The following is a 16,771-nucleotide window of genomic DNA, read 5'->3' on the forward strand; positions in this document are numbered from 1 at the left end:
AAGCATCCGCGGTGGCCCGGTTGCTCCGTGACACGGCGTCCGGGCGCGGTGGCGCGCTGTTCGTCGTAGGGGAACCGGGGCTGGGACGGACCACCCTGCTCCGCAGGATCCTCACCCTCGACGACACCGTCCGCTCGGTGTATCTCGTGGGCGCCGCAGCCGAATCGGGGCTGCGCTACGCGGGTCTGCACCAGGTCGTCCAGGCCTACCGCTGCGATCTGCCACGCCTGCCCGCACCCCAGCGCGACCTGCTCGGCCATCTGCTGGCCACCGGACAGCAGCGGCCGGGGGACACCGGGCTCGCGGTCGGCGCGGCGGTGCTCGGACTGCTCGGCGCCGCGGCCGCACGGCGTCCTCTCCTGCTCGCGATCGACGACGCGCATCTGCTCGACACCCCGTCGAGGGAGGCACTGCTCTTCGTGGCGCGGCGCATCGCCGAAGAGCCGATCGTCCTGCTCCTCACGGCCGAACACCGCGGCTCCGCCGCCGGAGCCGACCTGCGCCCCGTCGTCACCGGCGTACCGGAGCTGAGGCTCGGACCGCTGGACCCGGTCGACGCGCGGACCCTGCTCCAGCGGTCCGCCCCGCACCCGCTGCGCCGATTCGTCGCCGACCGGCTGCTCGCCGTCGCCGAGGGCAACCCGCTCGCCCTCACCGAACTGCCGGCCGTCCTCACCCCGGGCCAGTGCTCCGGACACCTGCCCCTCGACGACCCGCTCGCCCCCGGCGAACGGCTGCGCGACACCCATCTCCCGACGCTGGCCCGGCTCCCCGACACCACCCGGGCCGCCCTGCTGGTGCCCGCCGCGGCCGGCGACGTCCCGAGCGGCGATCTGCAGCGCGCGCTGGAACTGCTCGGACACGCCCCCGACGCGCTGCTGCCCGCGGAAGAAGCGGGCGTCGTCGAACCGCGCAGGGGCCGACTGGTCTTCGCCGACCGACGGCTGCGCCTCGTCGCCTACCACGACGCCGCTACGTCCCGTCGGCGCGCCGTCCACCACGTGCTCGCGCAGGTACTGCGCGGGCCCGACGCGGGCCGCCACTCGCCGCCGCGCACACCTGCCCGAGCCCGGACGTGGCGCGGGCCGTCGAAGCGGCGGCGCGCGCCGCCGAGGAGACGGACCCGAACGCGGGCTCCGAACTGTACGAGCGCGCCGCGGGGTTGGCCGACGACCACGACGAAACCGCCCGGCTGCTCTACCTGGCCGCCGTCTGCCGACAGCGGGCCGGAGCCTTTGAACACGTACAGATGCTGCTGGGCAAGGCGATGGCACTCGCCCGCGCCCCGGGCCTGCGCCGCGAACTGGCCGTCCTCCAGGCGCGTCGGCCCGGTGCGGGAGGCCACCCCAGGACCGCGCACCGGGTGCTGCGCGACGCGGCAGGACGGCTCACCGGGGAGCCCGACCGGGCGGCCCGACTCCTGCTGGAAGCGGTCGATTCCGCGGTCCACGCGGCCGACAGCCGGGCCGCGCTGGGCAGTGCGTGGCAGGCGTACCGGCTCACCCGTCTGTGCGGCGGGGACCTCGCGGAGGCGGCGGCCGTGCATCTCGCCCAGGTCCTGGCCCTGCGCGGCGAGCGCGGCCAGGCCCGCGAACTGCTGCTGGGGCAGACCGCGGGCGAGGCCGCGCGAGCGCTGGTGGGCCGGGCGGAAGTCCTGGGGTGGCTGGAGGAGTACGAGGCCGCGTGCGTCCTGCTGGACCGAGTGCTCGGCGACCAGCCCCCGCCGCTCGGCGGCGCGGAAGGCGGCGCGAACCCGTCCCAGCGGGCGGCCGCGCTCGGTTGCCGGGCCTGGATCCGGCTGTGGACCGGGGACTGGCACGGCGCCCGCGCGGGACGGACGGTTGCGTGCGCTCGGGTCCTCGGCGACCTCGTACAGGAAGAGTTCGAGGCCGAGCGCTCCGTGTCCGCCGCCGCGCTGCTGCCCCACGAGTTCGACGAGCCGTACCCGGGCGTGGGCGTCGGATTCGCGTACCGCGGCGGTCAGGACGTGCACCAGGATGTCGGACACATCGGCGATCACATCGGCACTGCCCACCGCGACCACCCCCTGTGTCTGCCCGGGGCTTCGCCTGCCACCCCGGCCGATCACCTGCGAGGTTAGGGCCGCGCCGCACCCCAACTCTTCGGGGAAATCCCTGGGTCCCTCCCTAGGAGGGGCTGGGCAGGCACAGGAGCCGCTTGGCCGGGGCGGCCTGTTACGGGGTCTTCGGGGGTCAGGAGGCCCGGTCGTCCCCGGTGACGAACAGGCGCGAGAGCAGGCCTTCGAGGGTGGTCCGCTCGGCGTCGCTGAGTGAGTCGAGGGCCTGGTGGGTGCCGTGCATGCCGTCGCGGATGCTCGACACGGCGGCCGCCCCGTCCTCCGAGAGGACGACGTTCTTGACCCGCCGGTCGGTGGGACTGGGCTCGCGGTAGACGAGACCGCGGGCCTCCAGCCGGTCGATGATCCCGGTCATGTTCGAGGCGTCGCAGCGCAGTGTGCCCGCCAGGGCACGCATCGGAGCCGGACCCTGGCGCAGTACGTTGAGCGCCTTGGCCTGGCTGTAGGTGAGGCCGTGCGCGGCGGCGGCGCTGGTGAGATCCGCGTAGAGGCTGACCATCGACGCCCACAGGGTGTCGAGAAGCATGACGTTGGAGACGGTGAGGGGTCCGGTGTCGGACGCCTCGGTGGAGCGGTTCGTTCCAGATGTCGCGGACATGGATCCAGCGTAACCCGAAACTTGACTACCTCAACCTTCGATGCTTACCTCTATCAAGTTACTTGAGGACCTCAAACTTCCAGTCTCTACAGCTTTGCGGTCCTCAAGTTTCGCGGCATCACTCTCCGTGATTGCTCGACGTCCTGACCAAACGGAAGAACACCGTGACACCCACAGATCGCGTGGCGCCCAAGCGCCCCACCGGCGACCTCTCACTCGTCCTGGTCCTCGGTCTCGCGGCCATGATCGTCTCGATGATGCAGACCCTCGTCGTACCGATCCTGAGCATCATCCAGAGCGACCTCGGCACCACCACCGCAAACGTCAGCTGGGTCACCACCGCGACCTTGCTGTCCGCCGCGGTCTTCACCCCGCTGCTCGGCCGGTTCGGCGACATGCACGGCAAGAAGCCCACGCTGATCGGGGTTCTGCTGCTGATGATCGCCGGTTCCGTGCTGGCGGCGACCACCACCTCGCTTTTGTGGCTGATCGTCGGCCGGGTGCTCCAGGGCGCGGCCACCGCGATCTTCCCGCTCGCCCTCTCGGTCCTGCGCGAGGAGATACCCCCGGCTAAGCTGCACGGCGCGATGGCGCTGGTGAGCGGCACGCTCGCGGTCGGCAGCGGACTCGCCCTGGTCGCGGCCGGACTGCTCACGCGGGGCTCGGACCCCGACTACCACCGGGTGTTCTGGCTCGCCGTGGGGCTCGCGGCCCTCGCCCTGGTCGGCGTCGTCCTGCGCGTCCCCTCCTCACGCTCGACGACCGGCGGCCGTACCGACTGGCTCGGCGCGGGAACGCTCGCCGCGCTGCTCGTCCTGCTCCTGCTGCCGATCTCGCAGGGACACGAGTGGGGCTGGTCCTCCGCCCGCACCATCGGCCTGTTCGTCGCCGCGGTCGTCATGGCGGGCGTCTGGGTCCTGGTCGAGCGCAAGGTCCGCGCGCCGATGGTGGACATGGGGATGTTCGCCCACCGCCCGGTGCTCTTCACGAACCTCGCCGGCCTCTTCCTCGGCTTCGCGATGTTCTCCCAGTTCATCGGCGTCGCGTACCTGGCGCAGATGCCGAAGGAACTCACCGGGTACGGATTCGGCGCCTCGGTGCTGCGTGCCTCGGTCGAGTACCTGCTGCCGACCACGCTGATCTCGCTGCTCGCCGCACAGTTCGGCGGGATCCTCGTCGGGCGGATCGGGGCGCGGTTCACCCTCGCCGTGGGCGCGGTGTTCGGTGTCGCCGGCTTCGCGTGGCTGACCCTGGCGCACGACACCTCCGCGTCGATCATCCTGGCGGGCCTGCTGATCGGTGTCGCGATCAGCTTCGGCTACGCGGCCATGCCCGCGCTCATCGTGGCGAGCGTGCCGCACCACCAGACAGGCATCGCCAACGGCCTCAACTCCATCTCCCGTTCCGTCGGCAGCGCGATCGCCAGCGCCGTGATCACCTCGCTGCTGGCCTCCAAGACCATCCAGCACCTGCCGGCCGGCGCGCCCGCGCTGCCCGCCGAGAGCCAGTTCACGCTGAGCTTCGCGATCGCCGGGGTCGCGTTCGTGCTGATCGTGGCCGTGGCGCTGGTCGGTCTGACCAGGGGTGCGGCCCAGGAGTACACGGTCGAGAAGAAGGCCGCGGCCACCGACGACGCCGCGGCGGACGAGGCTGTCGCGGAGACGGCGGCCGTCACGTCCTGATCCGGACACGGTCAACGGCTCGCCCCGTCCATCGGGGCGAGCCGTTTTCGTGTCCGCTCCCTGCCCCCTTCTTCGCCCACCTCTTTGCCCCCTCCTCGCCTCCCGCCTTGCCCTTGGAAACCGATCGGTTTACTCTTCCAGTGAAGGGAAACCGATCGGTTTCCCCATGGCTTCGGGAGTTCTCATGACATCCATCGAAGGTTCGGTCGTCCTGGTCACCGGCGGCAGCCGCGGCATCGGCCGCGCGCTCGTGCAGGCCCTCTACGAGCGCGGCGCGTCGAAGGTGTACGCCACCGCACGCGACCCGCGCACCGTCACCCACCCCGACGCGGTGCCGCTGGCGCTGGAAGTGAGCGACCCCGCGTCCGTCGCCGCGGCCGCCGAGCGCGCGCAGGACGTCACCATCCTGATCAACAACGCGGGCGCGTCCGTGAACGCGAACTTCCTGGACTCGCCCGTCGAGGACGTCCGCCGCGAGTTCGAGACGAACTTCTTCGGCCCTCTCCTCGTCACGCGCGCCTTCGTGCCGATCATCGAGCGCAACGGCGGCGGCCACATCCTCAACGTCCACTCGGTGCTGTCGTGGGTAGGGCTCCTGGGCTCCTACAGCGCCTCCAAGGCGGCCTTCTGGTCCCAGACCAACTCCCTGCGCCTCGACCTGAAGCCGCGCGGCATCGACGTCACCGGCCTGCATGTCGGTTACGTCGACACCGACATGGCCGCGCACGTGGACGCGCCGAAGTCCTCGCCCGAGGGCGTCGCGGCACAGGCCCTCGACGGCATCGAGTCCGGTGCCTTCGAGGTGCTGGCGGACGACCTCACCCGGCAGGTCAAGGCCCAGCTGGCCGAGGATCTGGGCGTGATGTACCCGCAGCTGGTCGCGTAGCGGAGGCAGGGATTCGGGGAGGCCGATCCCGTTCCGCCACCCGGCGGTCAGACCGGCAGCAGTCGGCCGATCAGCCCGCTGAGCTGCAGTACGTTGCGGCACTCGTGCATCTCGACGAGCTCGGCGTACTCAGGCGCCGCCGAGTCGCCCGTGCCCCACTGGGAGAGCGGCTCGGGGTTCAACCAGTAGACACGGCGGGCCCGTTCGGAGAACCGCCGGACGGCCGGCAGATTCGGGTCGCCCATGTTCGTCCGGGCGTCGCCGAGGACGAACACCGTCGTGCGCGGTCCCACCGCGTCGACGTACCGCTCGGCGAACTCGCCGAACGCGACGCCGTAGTCGCTGCTGCCGTGCCAGCCCGTCAGCGTCGCCTCGGAGCGGATCCGCGCACCCAGCCCCTCCGGATCGGCCGTGCCGTGCACGAGCAGGCCGGTCACCTCGTCGATCCGGTTGACGAAGGCGAACACCCGCACCTTGCTGAACTGGTCGTGCAGCGCCTGCACCAACAGCATCGTGAAGTCCGAGAAGCCGGCCACCGAGCCCGACACGTCGCACAGCAGCACCAGTTCGGGCCGGACGGGGCGGCGCCTGCGCAGCACCGGTTTCATGGGCACCCCGCCGGTGGACAGTGAACCGCGCAGGGTACGCCGCAGGTCGATGGTGCCGCGTGCGGCCCGGCGGCGGCGTGCGGCGAGCCGGGTGGCCAGCTTGCGCGCCAGCGGCTGCACCGTCCTGCGCAGCTCGGCGAGCCGGTCCCGCCCCGCGAACAGGAAGTCGACCCGGTCGGCGGTCGGGGCCACCGCCCGCCGCGCCAACTCGTCCCGGCCGCGCCGCTCGGCGACCCGGCGCCGCGCCTCCGTGGCGACCAGCGCGCGGAACACCTCGATGCGCCGCCGGATCTCGTCCTCCAGCAGCCGGTCGGCGAACCCCGCCGCTCCCTCCTGCCGTGCGCGCACGCTGTCACGGACGCGCGCCATCAGCGTCTGCGGGCGGAGCCGGTCGAGCGTCTGGTACGACGACCAGCCGTCCGACCCCGGCGAGGAGCCGTAGCCCCCGAAGCCGTCCACCGCCTCGATCGCCAGCCGCTCCAGCGTCTCCCGGTCGCCGGCGGCGAGCGCGGCCGCGAGCCGGTCGCGCAGGTCCTCCCGGTCGGCGGCGGGAGCGTCGCTCTCGCGCCCTTCGGACATCGGCGCCCCGATGAGACGCGGGAAGTACAGGTCGAAGACGGGGTCGAACACCCGGCGCTGCCCCGTGCTGTGCAACAGGGTGGCCGCGAGGCCCTCACGCAGCAGTTCCCGGTCGGTCAGGCCGAGCGCCACCACCGCCTGCGCGGCGTCCACCGTCTCGCCGGTGCCGATGCGCACGCCGTGCGCGCGCAACGCGCCGACCAGTCCCGTCAGCCGCTCGGCGACGCCCGTCGGCGCGTTCACATGGCGTCCAGGTCGAGCTTGGCGGCCGCCTTGAGGATGTCGTCCTGGTGCTTGAGGAGCACGCCGAGACTGTCACGTACGACGGTCCCGTCGAGGGTGTCGGCGCCCAGTGCGAGCAGGGTGCGTGCCCAGTCGATCGTCTCGGCGACCGAGGGGACCTTCCGCAGGTCCATCTCGCGCAGTGCGCCGACCACCCGCACCACCGACTCCGTCAGCGCCGCGTCCAGACCCGGCACCTTCAGCCGTACGATGCGACGCTCCAACTCCTCCTCCGGGAAGCCGATGTGGAGGAAGAGGCAGCGGCGGCGCAGCGCCTCCGACAGCTCACGGCTCGCGTTCGAGGTGAGGACCACGAAGGGCCGGCTGGTTGCGGTGATCGTGCCGAGCTCCGGGACGGTGACCTGGAAGTCGCTGAGCACTTCCAGCAACAATCCCTCCACCTCGACGTCGGCCTTGTCGGTCTCGTCGATCAGCAGCACCTTGGGATCGTCGCCGCGGATGGCGGTCAACAGGGGGCGCGCCAGCAGGAACTCCTCGCTGAAGATGTCCGTGCGCGCCTCGTCCCACGTCTCGTCGCGGCCCGCGCTGATGCGCAGCAGTTGCTTGGCGTGGTTCCACTCGTACAGCGCCCGGGACTCGTCGACGCCCTCGTAGCACTGCAACCGGACCAGCCGTGCCCCCGCGACCTCGGCCACGGCCTTGGCGAGCTCGGTCTTGCCGACCCCGGCGGGGCCCTCGACCAGGAGTGGCTTGCCCAGGCGGTCGGCCAGGAAGACCGTGGTCGCGACCGCGGGCGAGGCCAGATAGCCGGTCTCGGCGAGACGCGCGGAGACTTCGTCGACGGATGTGAACAGCAACGGGGCCTCCAGCGCGGCACGGCAGGGTGGGACACGATCCGAACGTCACTATCCAAGCGCTTGTTCAGTCGCTGTGTCACGTGTGATTGCGCCCACGCGGCCCGGGGAGACCGATCGGTTTCCTTGTCTCGTCCCGCGCGGTAACCTGCCCTTATGGCCACTACAGACAAGGCGTCCACCAGGGACCGGCTGCTGGACGCGGCGGCCGACCTCGTCTACCGCGAGGGCGTATCCGTCGGCATCGAGGCGCTGTGCCGGTCGGCCGGTGTCTCGAAGCGGTCGATGTACCAGCTCTTCGAGAGCAAGGACGAGGTCCTCGCGGCGAGCCTGGAACGGCGGATTCCGCAGTACGAGAAGCAGCTCGCGCCGGACCCGGAGGATGCCGGGACGCCGCGCGAGCGCATCCTGGACATCTTCGAGCGGATGGAGGCGGCCTCGGTGGGGCCCGAGTACCGCGGCTGCCCGTTCCTCGCCGCGCTCGTCGAACTCAAGGACCCCGGGCACCCGGCGTCGGTGGTCGCGGGTGGTGCGAAGGGGCGCATGAAAGAGGTGTTCCGTGTGCAGGGCGAGCTGGGTGGCGCACGTGATCCTGAGCTTCTCGCCCGGCAGTTGATGCTGGTGTTCGACGGCGCGAGCGCCCGGGCCGGTGCCGGGATCGAGACGCTGGAAGGACTGACCACGACGACGGTGACGGCGCTGCTGGATGCGGGCGGGGTGAAGTAGGCGGGACCGACGCCCGCCTCGCCCGCCAGGCGTCGCCCTTCAGGCGCTGGGTGCGGTGCCGGGGAACGGCTGGCGGAGCCTGTGGACGACATGGCCCATGAAGGCGGCGTTCGCGAGGGCGGCGAAGGCGATCCCCGCGAGGTGGAGCGCGGTGAACACGCCGGTGCTCGTGCCGGAGAGGGTGCCGTCGGGCAGGAGGGTGTACAGCAGGCTCAGCGGGGCGGTCAGCAGCCAGGGCACCACGGCGGCCATGGAGGCGTCGGGGTGGTCGACGAAGAGGGCGTCGAAGAGGACGTAGCCGGTCGCGGCGGTGACGGCGGCCAGGTAGACACGGGAGAGCCAGTTGTCCGTGGCCCGGGTGAGCGCGGTACGGGTGCGGCGCGAGATGTTCATGATGTCCTCCGTCGGACGAAGCCGGTGGCGCGGTCCCCTCTCCGCATGGGTGCCGGAGGGGCGTGGACATCACGATGGCGGCTGCGTCCGCGAGCGGGCATGAGTACGACTACTCATCTGATCCGACCGATCCACTCGAGTGGCATACGACCGACTGTGGCGACCAGCCGGCCCGCTCCAGCAGGAGCCGCGAGGAGGCGGTCGTCCGGTGCACCGCGTGCCGGTACACCGTACGGGCCTGCATCCGGAAGTACCGTTGCGAGCGCGGGAGTTCGCCGTCGGCACGGGGACGGCGGGAGCCACCCGCGGCCACCGTGATCAGCTCGCCGCCCGAGCCGTCACTGCCGAGGTCGACGGCGCGCAGCGCTCCCGACTCCGGCCCGCCCGCCCACCGGACGAGGCGTTCGGCGTGGGTGCGCGGAGACCGCCGGGCGATGTCAGTGCCCCGGTCCATACTCGATCCCACGCAGTCACCTGGGCTGCGCGCCGAAGGAGGGGGCCGACATGGCTGAAGTGCTGCTGTTCCACCACGCGCAGGGGCTGACGTCCGGCGTGCACGCGTTCGCCGAGTCGCTCAGGGGAGCCGGACACGCCGTCCACGTGCCGGATCTGTACGAAGGGCGGGTCTTCGAGAACCTGGAAGAGGGCAGCGCGTACGCCCAGGGCATCGGGTTCGGCACCCTTGTCGAGCGCGGCCGGGCCGCCGCGGCCGAGCTGCCCGCCGAGCTGGTGTACGCCGGTTTCTCGCTGGGCGTCCTGCCGGCGCAGTACCTCGCCCAGAACCGGACCGGAGCGAAGGGCGCGCTGCTGTTCCACTCCTGCGTCCCGGCCTCGGAGTTCGGCGGCGACTGGCCGCGGCAGGTCCCGGTCCAGATCCACGGCATGGAGGCGGACGAGTACTTCGTCGACGAGGGCGACCTCGACGCGGCCCGCGCCCTCGTCGAATCGGCCCCCGACGCCGCCGAACTGTTCCTCTACCCCGGCAAGCAGCACCTGTTCGCCGACAACAGCCTGCCGTCGTACGACGAGCACGCCGCCACCCTGCTCACCCGGCGCGTGCTCGCCCTCCTCGACGGCATCGAGTAGGGGCCCGACCGTGACAGCGGCACCGACCTGAGCCGGGTCAGGATCGTCGACTCGTGGCTCGTCGACGTCACCGCGTTGCCTGGCGGCGCTGGAGGCGGCGGGTCGGGAGCTGCCCTGACCGGCTCGCGAGCGGGGCGGGACCGGCTCACGCGTCGAGCCCACCCCGCTCGACGAGCTGGCGCACGATCACGTTCCGCTGGATCTCGTTGGTGCCCTCGCCGACGATCATCAGCGGGGCGTCCCGGAAGTAGCGCTCCACGTCGAACTCGGTCGAGTAGCCGTAACCCCCGTGGATGCGCACGGCGTTGAGGGCGATCTGCATGGCGGTCTCGGAGGCGAACAGCTTGGCCATGCCCGCCTCCATGTCCACGCGCCGACCGGAGTCGGCCTCGCGTGCGGCGTGCAGGGTGAGGTGGCGCGCGGCGGAGAGGGACGTGGCCATGTCCGCGAGGTAGTTGCCGATCGACTGGTGCCGCCAGATGGGCTTGCCGAAGGACTCCCGTTCCTGTGCGTACGCGAGCGAGTCCTCCAGGGCCGCCCGGCCGACGCCGAGGGCGCGGGCGGCGACCTGGAGCCGCCCGGTCTCCAGCCCCTTCATCATCTGGGCGAACCCCTGGCCCTCGACTCCGCCCAGGACGGCGTCGGCCGGCGCGCGGTGGTCCTCGAAGGACAACTCGCAGCTCTCGACGCCCTTGTAGCCGAGCTTCGGAAGATCGCGGGAGACGGTGAGCCCGGGGCCGTGCTCGACGAGGAGGACGGAGATGCCCCGGTGTGCGGGAATGGCGTCCGGGTCGGTCTTGCACAGCAGGGCGATCAGTCCGGAGCGCCGCGAGTTGGTGATCCACGTCTTGGAGCCGTTGACCACATAGCCGTCCGCGGTCCTGCGGGCGAGCGTGCGCATCGCCTGGAGGTCGGACCCGCCGCCGGGTTCGGTCAGCGCCATCGTCGCCCGGACCTCGCCGGTGGCCAGCCGTGGCAGCCAGCGGCGCTTCTGCTCCGCGGTGCCGAACCGCAGCAGCAGCTTGGCCACCACGGTGTGGCCGCCCATCGCGCCCGCCAGGCTCATCCAGCCGCGGGCGAGCTCCTCCGTGACGAGCACATAACAGGAGGTGGAGACGGGCGTGCCGCCGTACTCCTCGGGGACGGCGAGCCCGAAGATCCCGAGCTTCTTCATCCGCTCGATCAGGGCTTCGGGATAGGTGTTGGCGTGTTCGAGTTCCCGGACGACCGGCTTGACGTCCTTGTCGACGAACTCGCGCACGGCGGCGACGACGAGCCGCTCGTCCTCGGACAGGACGTCGAGAGTGCTCATGCTGTGCCGCTCCTTGGGGGACGCGCGCGGAAGGGGAGAGGAAGCACCGGGCCGGGGAGAGGAAGCGCCGGGCCGGGGATTCAGACGACGCCGTCGGCCCGGAGGGCGGCGATGTCGGCCGCGCTGTGTCCCAGCGCGGCCAGGATCGTGTCGGTGTGCTCGCCGACGGCGGGAACGGCGTCCATACGGGGAGTGACCCCGGCCAGGTCGACGGGCGGCAGCAGCGCGGGCACGGGCCCCGCGCCCCCGGGCAGTCGGACGTCCTGCCAGCGGTGGCGCTCCTCGAGCACGGGGTGGGTGAGGAACTCCTCGACCGTGTTCACACCGGAGTTGGCGATCCTCGCCGAGTCCAGCAGCTTCATCGCTTCCTGACTGTCCAGCGCGCGGAACCGCGCGGCCACGATCGCGTTCAGCTCCTCCCGGTGCGACACACGATCCGAGCCGGTGGCGAAACGCGGGTCGTCGACGAGATCCGGGCGCCCCAGGAACCGCTCGCACAGCGCGGCCCATTCGCGCTCGTTCTGGATCGAGAAGAGGACGTCCTTGCCGTCGGCCGCGGGGTAGGCGCCGTACGGGGCGATGGTGGCGTGCTGGGTGCCGAGCCGTGGCGGCTGGGTGCCGCCGTGGCGCGTGTAGTACGCGGGCTGCCCCATCCACTCCGCCAGCGCCTCGAACAGCGAGACCTCCACCGCGCGGGCGACTCCCGTGGTGGCGCGCGTGAAGAGGGCGGTGAGGACGCCCGAGTAGGCGTACATCCCGGCCGCGATGTCGGCGATCGACACCCCAGTCCGGGCGGACCCGTGCTCGTTCCCCGTCAGGGAGACCAGTCCGGTCTGGCACTGCACGAGCAGGTCGTACGCCTTCCGGTCGGCCCAGGGCCCGCTGGTCCCGTATCCGGAGATGGTGCACGGGATCAAAGACGGGTACCGCTCCCGCAACGCCGGGGCGTCCAGCCCGAGCCGGGTGGCCGCGCCCGGCGCCAGGTTCTGTACGAAGACGTCGGCACCGGCCAGCAGTCGCTCCAGGACGTCCCGGCCCCGGGCCGACTTCAGGTCCAGGGTCAGGGACTCCTTGGAGCGGTTGAGCCATACGAAGTAGCTGGACTCGCCGTGCACGGTGGTGTCGTAGCGACGGGCGAAGTCGCCGCCTCCCGGGCGTTCCACCTTGATCACCCGGGCGCCGAGGTCGGCCAGCTGACGGGTCGCGTAGGGCGCCGCCACCGCCTGCTCGACGCTGACGACGGTGATGCCGGAGAGCGGAAGCGCTTCGGAGAGCTCGGTCATGGGGCGACCTCCAGAGGCTGGCCGGGAGACCGCGGCGACGCGGCCGTGATGCCATCATGGTCGCTCATGGAGGCCTCGGTGAAATAGCAAGCCCTGATGGCTCCACACGGAGCGCTGAGCCCTCGGGTATCCCGATCAGGGTGTGGTTGGCCCTCGCGGGCGAGCCCAATACTCGGCGCATGGACGGAAAACGACAGCTGGGTGAGTTCCTGCGGGCGCGCCGCTCGCAGCTGCGGCCCGAGGACCTCGGTGTGGTGACGTACGGCGAACGCCGTCGCGTGCCGGGGCTGCGGCGCGAGGAACTGGCCCGGCTCGCCGGGGTGAGCGAGTCGTACTACGCGCGGCTGGAGCAGGGGCAGTCCCAGGCCTCCCCGGACGTCCTGGACGCGATCGCCCAGGCACTGCGGCTGAGCGAGGCCGAACGACGGCACCTGCGGGAGCTGTCCGCCGCTGCCCGGCGCCGGCCACGGACGCGCCGCCCGGCGCCGGAACGGGTCTCACCCGCGGTCGCCCAACTCCTGGGCGTGCTCTCGGAGGTGCCCGTGGTGGTGACGGGCCGGTACAGCGACGTACTGGCGTGGAACCGCGCCGGGCACGCGCTGTACGCCGGACACCTCGACCCGGACGGCCCGGACCGGCCGGGTGACCGTCCCAACATGGCCCGGCTGGTGTTCCTCGACGCCCACACCCGCGATCTGTACGCGGACTGGCCGGCCAAGGCCAGAGCCGTCGTGGGCACGTTGCGCCTGGCGTCCGGGCAGTACCCCGACGACCCGGCACTCGCCTCGCTCGTCGGTGAACTGACCCTCAACAGCGCCGAGTTCGCGGCGATGTGGGCCGACCACCGGGTCAAGACCAGCGACGTCGCGGTCTACGCGATGCGGCATCCGCTGGTCGGCGCCATGGACGTCACCCAGCAGACGCTGCACACCGAACAGGGACAGTACGTCGTCGTCGCGACCACCGAGGCCGACTCGCCCTCCCGGGCCGCCATGACCCTACTCACCCACAGCACGGCGGCGGCCGGCCCGTCCGCCGTGCGCCCGAAAACCATCACGAAGGAAACAGCGAAAGAAGCATGAGAAAGAAACTGACCGCACGGAAACTGACCGCACTCGCCTACACGCTCACGGCCGCCGGAATGACCGCCGTGACCGCCCTCACCGCGTCCCCCGCGGGGGCCTGCACCGGGCCGCTCGCGAAGCCCCGTATCGCCGCGCACTTCGACCTGACACGGGGGCAGATGCCCGAGAACATCGCGCTGGAGCCCGACGGCACGGCCGACGTCACCTTCGCTGCCGCCCGGCAGGTGGCCGCCGTCAGCACGGCGGGTACGACCCGCGTCCTGGCCACCCTGCCGGCCCCGGCCGACGGCGGAGTGCACACCCCGGTCCTCGGCTTCGCCCTGACCACCGGCATCGCCCGGGCCCACGACGGCACGCTGTACTTCCTCTACGCCACCGGCACTTCGGACCTGACCGGCCTGTGGCGACTGCGCCCGGGCGGCACCCCGCAACGCATCGCCGCCCTCCCCGCGGACGGCCTGCCCAACGGACTGGTGCTGGACGAACACCGAGGCAGGCTCTACGTCGCCGACTCCGTACTGGGGAAGATCTACACCGTCCCCACGAAGGGCTCGACCGGCAGCGAACCGGCCACCTGGTCCGCCGCCCCCGAACTCTCCGCGACCGGCTTCCTCGGCGTCAACGGTCTGAAGATCCACGACAACGCGCTGTGGGCGACCAACCTCGACCGGGGCACCGTGCTGCGCATCCCGTTCGGCCCGGGCGGCGGGCCCGGCCCCGTACGGATCCGGGCGACGGATCTGGCCGGCATCGACGACTTCGCCTTCACCGGCCGCGGGGACGAGATCCTGGCCGCGCTCAACGGCCCCAACACGGTCGTACGCATCCGCCGCGACGGCACCTCGTCGACCGTACTCACCGCCGCCGACGGCCTGCAGAACCCGACCTCCGTCGCGCTGCGCCACGGCACGCTCTACGTGCTCAGCGCCGCCTACACCACGTCCACCGACCCCAACCTCCTGCTGGGCCCCGCGTCTATAGGAAGGAGCCGGAAGTAGTCGGAGGGAACCGGAAATAGTTCGCCCCACCCGACAAGCTCCCCGGGACTACCGCTCGTCGTCGAAGGTCACGACGACCTTCTCCGCCGCACCCGGCGTCAGCGCGAGCTCGAACGCGTGCTTGGCGTCACCGAAGGGGACGCGGTGGCTGATGAGCTTGGCGAAGCGCTCGTGGTGCTCGACGAGTTCGGGGGTGACCTCGAAGATCTCGGTGGGATAGCCCTGCGAGGCGATGAGCGTCAGCTCACTGCGGAGCATCCCGCCGAGATCGACCGCGTCGGACTTCTTCTGCACGGCCACCATGACCAGCTTGGCTCCCCACTTCGCCGACTCGACCGTGGTGTTGATGACGGCGGCGACACCGGCCGCGTCGATGTAGATGTCGGTGGCGGGACGGGGCTGCCCGAGCGCGTTCGCGGCCTGGCCGTGCAGTTCGGCCAGCCGCTCGGTCACGTTCTCCTCGGCGGAGTTGATGACGGCGTCGGCACCCACGGCGAGTGCGGTCTCCAGGCGCTCGGGGATGACGTCGGCGACCGTGACGTGCTGGACCCCCCGCAGCTTCAGCCAGATCGCCGCGCCGAGACCGATCGGCCCGGCACCGAAGATCACGACCTTGTCGGCCGGCTCGGCCCCGGACCGGTTGACGCAGTGGCGGGCGACGGCCATGGGCTCGTTGAGGGCCGCGACGTCGAAGGGAACGGTCCCGGGGAAGACGGCGACGCTCTTGCCGATCTCGGCGTTCTCGATGAGGAGGTACTCGGCGAGGGCGCCGAACCTGCCACCGCAGCCGATGATGCCGGAGGGGGCGGCCTGGGGGTTGACCACCACACGGTCGCCCACCTTCAGGTCCTCGACCTCGGCGCCGACCTCGACGATCTCACCCGCGGGCTCGTGACCGAGGGGGATGGAGACCATGGAGCCGTCGGGGCCGAAGGGCGCGCCGCCGATGTGCAGGAAGAAGGTGTCGGTCCCACAGATCCCACAGGCGCGGATGCGCATGAGGACGTCCTTGGGACCGGGTACCGGGCGCTCGACCTCGAGGACGTCGATGGCGTTGACGGGGCCGGTCTGTACGGACTTCATGGTGGCCATGGAGGGATTCGCTTTCTGAAGACGCTGCGACAGTTGCTTGCTGCGGGCTGCTTGCTACCGGCTCGGACGAGCCGTGACCGGTGCGCGCGGTTCGCGACCCGATCGGATCAGGGGGCCGCCCTCGGGCCCGGCGGCGGACGGGGGAGTGAACCGGCCGCCGGGCCCGGGACTGCGCCGTTCCCCGTCCCCACGGGTTCGGCGCGGCGAGGTCGCCTCCGCTGGAGGGGGCCTCGGTCTGTGTGTCGGCCACCGGCTCTCACTACTGGCTTACTTGAGTCAGGCAAGCATATGTGAAGTACTTGAGTCAAGCAAATGGTTCCCTAAGTTACTTGACTCAGGCAATCAGGCGCTAAACTGGACCCATGCCCACACCGCCGCCCGCAGATGTTCCCGTCTCGACCGCCACGTTGGAGATCGAGCGCGCCCTGAGCCGCATCACCTACCTGGCCAGAGGGATCCGCCAGCACGATCGGCTGATGGCGCTGGCCGGAGTGGCGCTGGACCGTGCCGCGACGGCGCTGCTGCGGCAGATCGCCGACTCCGAGCCGATGCGCCCCAGCGAGCTGGCGGCCCGGCTGGCCGTGGAGGCGTCCCACATCACCCGGCAGGTGCAGCAGCTGCAGAAGGCCGGTCTCGTGACCCGGGTCCCGGACCCCGACGACCGCCGTGCGCAGCGCATTCAGATCACCCCGGCAGGCGAGGAGGCGGTCCACCGCATCCGCGAGGCGAGCACGCGGGGTATGCAGATGGCTCTGGCGGACTGGTCGCCACAGGAGTTGCAGCAGCTCGCCACCCTGTTCCACCGGATGGTGGACGACTTCCTCTCCTACGCCATCGAGGACGAGGAAACCCCCCGGGAGCCGGCCGGGGCTGCCCGCCCGGCCTGATCCGACGGCCCGCTCGGCTCGGCCGGGCCGCCCAGCCGCACGACACCCCGCCCGGTTCGACCGCTCGGCGCCACGTACAGCCAGCCCGCCCGCTCAGCGACAACCCGCACAGCCCGCCGCACCGCTCAACAGCAGCCCACGCACGCCGCCGAACCGCCAACGGCCACCGCACCCCCGCCCGCGGCACCCCGCACCACCCCCGGCCCGACCACGCAGAAGTGCCGCCCCTGGAGCCCGCTCAGAAGCGCCGCAGCACACTCCACGGTGGCGGACGTCCCTTCGGAGACCCGCGGAGGAGTCCCCGTGAGTGCACTGTTCCCCTCACCCGCACGCGTCCGACGTACCGCCCCCGCCGCCCGGC

The 16,771-nt window shown here is 71.6% G+C and carries 16 protein-coding genes and 1 pseudogene; 9 read left to right on the top strand and 8 right to left on the bottom strand.

What is annotated here, in order from left to right:
- Positions 1-11: 11 nt before the first annotated feature.
- A pseudogene (locus tag OG798_RS56745) lies at positions 12-395 on the top strand (AAA family ATPase); the annotation flags it as partial.
- Between the two features lie 680 nt (positions 396-1,075).
- Positions 1,076-2,101 carry a hypothetical protein gene (locus tag OG798_RS43180; protein WP_328758800.1) on the top strand — a complete coding sequence of 342 codons (1,026 nt, stop codon included), beginning with the start codon at positions 1,076-1,078 and terminating at the stop codon, positions 2,099-2,101.
- 112 nt (positions 2,102-2,213) lie between these two features.
- Here OG798_RS43180 and OG798_RS43185 read toward each other — a convergent pair whose 3' ends face one another.
- The gene (locus OG798_RS43185; RefSeq protein WP_323138769.1) at positions 2,214-2,696 is read right to left on the bottom strand and encodes a MarR family winged helix-turn-helix transcriptional regulator; all 483 of its coding nucleotides are present in this window, start codon (positions 2,694-2,696) and stop codon (positions 2,214-2,216) included.
- Between the two features lie 164 nt (positions 2,697-2,860).
- On the opposite strand from OG798_RS43185, the gene OG798_RS43190 reads away from it, so the two are divergent.
- Positions 2,861-4,378, top strand: coding sequence for an MFS transporter (locus OG798_RS43190; protein WP_382120352.1), 1,518 nt, complete (start codon positions 2,861-2,863; stop codon positions 4,376-4,378).
- Between the two features lie 184 nt (positions 4,379-4,562).
- On the top strand, positions 4,563-5,264 hold the full coding sequence (locus OG798_RS43195; protein ID WP_267063504.1) for an SDR family oxidoreductase: 702 nt from the start codon (positions 4,563-4,565) through the stop codon (positions 5,262-5,264).
- A gap of 47 nt (positions 5,265-5,311) precedes the next feature.
- Here OG798_RS43195 and OG798_RS43200 read toward each other — a convergent pair whose 3' ends face one another.
- Both OG798_RS43200 and OG798_RS43205 read right to left on the bottom strand, forming a co-directional pair.
- The gene (locus OG798_RS43200) at positions 5,312-6,694 is read right to left on the bottom strand and encodes a vWA domain-containing protein (protein ID WP_121414338.1); all 1,383 of its coding nucleotides are present in this window, start codon (positions 6,692-6,694) and stop codon (positions 5,312-5,314) included.
- On the bottom strand, positions 6,691-7,548 hold the full coding sequence (locus tag OG798_RS43205) for an AAA family ATPase (RefSeq protein WP_328760154.1): 858 nt from the start codon (positions 7,546-7,548) through the stop codon (positions 6,691-6,693). The genes OG798_RS43200 and OG798_RS43205 overlap by 4 nt, the downstream gene beginning before the upstream one ends.
- 156 nt (positions 7,549-7,704) lie before the next feature.
- Here OG798_RS43205 and OG798_RS43210 point away from each other — a divergent pair, with 156 nt between their 5' ends.
- Positions 7,705-8,274 (top strand): TetR/AcrR family transcriptional regulator, encoded by a 570-nt coding sequence (locus OG798_RS43210; protein ID WP_328758803.1) that lies wholly within the window; start codon positions 7,705-7,707, stop codon positions 8,272-8,274.
- 39 nt (positions 8,275-8,313) lie between these two features.
- Here OG798_RS43210 and OG798_RS43215 read toward each other — a convergent pair whose 3' ends face one another.
- Together OG798_RS43215 and OG798_RS43220 are read right to left on the bottom strand one after the other, a co-directional pair.
- Complete coding sequence (locus tag OG798_RS43215; RefSeq protein ID WP_121414336.1) at positions 8,314-8,667, bottom strand: SCO4225 family membrane protein; 354 nt, start codon at positions 8,665-8,667, stop codon at positions 8,314-8,316.
- Between the two features lie 109 nt (positions 8,668-8,776).
- Positions 8,777-9,133, bottom strand: a complete 357-nt coding sequence (locus OG798_RS43220; RefSeq protein ID WP_328758804.1) for a hypothetical protein — start codon at positions 9,131-9,133, stop codon at positions 8,777-8,779.
- Between the two features lie 38 nt (positions 9,134-9,171).
- On the opposite strand from OG798_RS43220, the gene OG798_RS43225 reads away from it, so the two are divergent.
- Positions 9,172-9,753, top strand: a complete 582-nt coding sequence (locus tag OG798_RS43225; RefSeq protein WP_121414334.1) for a dienelactone hydrolase family protein — start codon at positions 9,172-9,174, stop codon at positions 9,751-9,753.
- Between the two features lie 145 nt (positions 9,754-9,898).
- On the opposite strand, the gene OG798_RS43230 is transcribed toward OG798_RS43225, so the two are convergent.
- Positions 9,899-11,065, bottom strand: coding sequence for an acyl-CoA dehydrogenase family protein (locus tag OG798_RS43230; RefSeq protein ID WP_328758805.1), 1,167 nt, complete (start codon positions 11,063-11,065; stop codon positions 9,899-9,901).
- A gap of 80 nt (positions 11,066-11,145) precedes the next feature.
- Positions 11,146-12,348, bottom strand: coding sequence for a CaiB/BaiF CoA transferase family protein (locus OG798_RS43235; RefSeq protein WP_328758806.1), 1,203 nt, complete (start codon positions 12,346-12,348; stop codon positions 11,146-11,148).
- Between the two features lie 179 nt (positions 12,349-12,527).
- On the opposite strand from OG798_RS43235, the gene OG798_RS43240 reads away from it, so the two are divergent.
- Entirely contained in the window at positions 12,528-13,430 is a 903-nt protein-coding gene (locus tag OG798_RS43240; RefSeq protein ID WP_095851524.1) for a helix-turn-helix domain-containing protein, read from the top strand.
- The gene (locus tag OG798_RS43245; protein ID WP_267063507.1) at positions 13,427-14,431 is read left to right on the top strand and encodes a hypothetical protein; all 1,005 of its coding nucleotides are present in this window, start codon (positions 13,427-13,429) and stop codon (positions 14,429-14,431) included. The genes OG798_RS43240 and OG798_RS43245 overlap by 4 nt, the downstream gene beginning before the upstream one ends.
- A gap of 48 nt (positions 14,432-14,479) precedes the next feature.
- On the opposite strand, the gene OG798_RS43250 is transcribed toward OG798_RS43245, so the two are convergent.
- Entirely contained in the window at positions 14,480-15,523 is a 1,044-nt protein-coding gene (locus OG798_RS43250; RefSeq protein ID WP_328758808.1) for a zinc-dependent alcohol dehydrogenase, read from the bottom strand.
- 362 nt (positions 15,524-15,885) lie between these two features.
- On the opposite strand from OG798_RS43250, the gene OG798_RS43255 reads away from it, so the two are divergent.
- Positions 15,886-16,410 carry a MarR family winged helix-turn-helix transcriptional regulator gene (locus OG798_RS43255; protein WP_328758809.1) on the top strand — a complete coding sequence of 175 codons (525 nt, stop codon included), beginning with the start codon at positions 15,886-15,888 and terminating at the stop codon, positions 16,408-16,410.
- Positions 16,411-16,771: the final 361 nt, after the last annotated feature.

Source organism: Streptomyces sp. NBC_00271 (assembly GCF_036178845.1).
Lineage (GTDB): Bacteria > Actinomycetota > Actinomycetes > Streptomycetales > Streptomycetaceae > Streptomyces.

Excerpts from the sequence above, each read along its gene's own strand:
- OG798_RS43240 (WP_095851524.1), top strand. The coding sequence starts at position 12,528 with ATGGACGGAAAACGACAGCTGGGTGAGTTCCTGCGGGCGCGCCGCTCG.
- OG798_RS43235 (WP_328758806.1), bottom strand. The coding sequence starts at position 12,348 with ATGACCGAGCTCTCCGAAGCGCTTCCGCTCTCCGGCATCACCGTCGTC.
- OG798_RS43215 (WP_121414336.1), bottom strand. The coding sequence starts at position 8,667 with ATGAACATCTCGCGCCGCACCCGTACCGCGCTCACCCGGGCCACGGAC.
- OG798_RS43195 (WP_267063504.1), top strand. The coding sequence starts at position 4,563 with ATGACATCCATCGAAGGTTCGGTCGTCCTGGTCACCGGCGGCAGCCGC.
- OG798_RS43250 (WP_328758808.1), bottom strand. The coding sequence starts at position 15,523 with ATGGCCACCATGAAGTCCGTACAGACCGGCCCCGTCAACGCCATCGAC.
- OG798_RS43230 (WP_328758805.1), bottom strand. The coding sequence starts at position 11,065 with ATGAGCACTCTCGACGTCCTGTCCGAGGACGAGCGGCTCGTCGTCGCC.
- OG798_RS43185 (WP_323138769.1), bottom strand. The coding sequence starts at position 2,696 with ATGTCCGCGACATCTGGAACGAACCGCTCCACCGAGGCGTCCGACACC.
- OG798_RS43225 (WP_121414334.1), top strand. The coding sequence starts at position 9,172 with ATGGCTGAAGTGCTGCTGTTCCACCACGCGCAGGGGCTGACGTCCGGC.
- OG798_RS43255 (WP_328758809.1), top strand. The coding sequence starts at position 15,886 with ATGCCCACACCGCCGCCCGCAGATGTTCCCGTCTCGACCGCCACGTTG.
- OG798_RS43245 (WP_267063507.1), top strand. The coding sequence starts at position 13,427 with ATGAGAAAGAAACTGACCGCACGGAAACTGACCGCACTCGCCTACACG.
- OG798_RS43210 (WP_328758803.1), top strand. The coding sequence starts at position 7,705 with ATGGCCACTACAGACAAGGCGTCCACCAGGGACCGGCTGCTGGACGCG.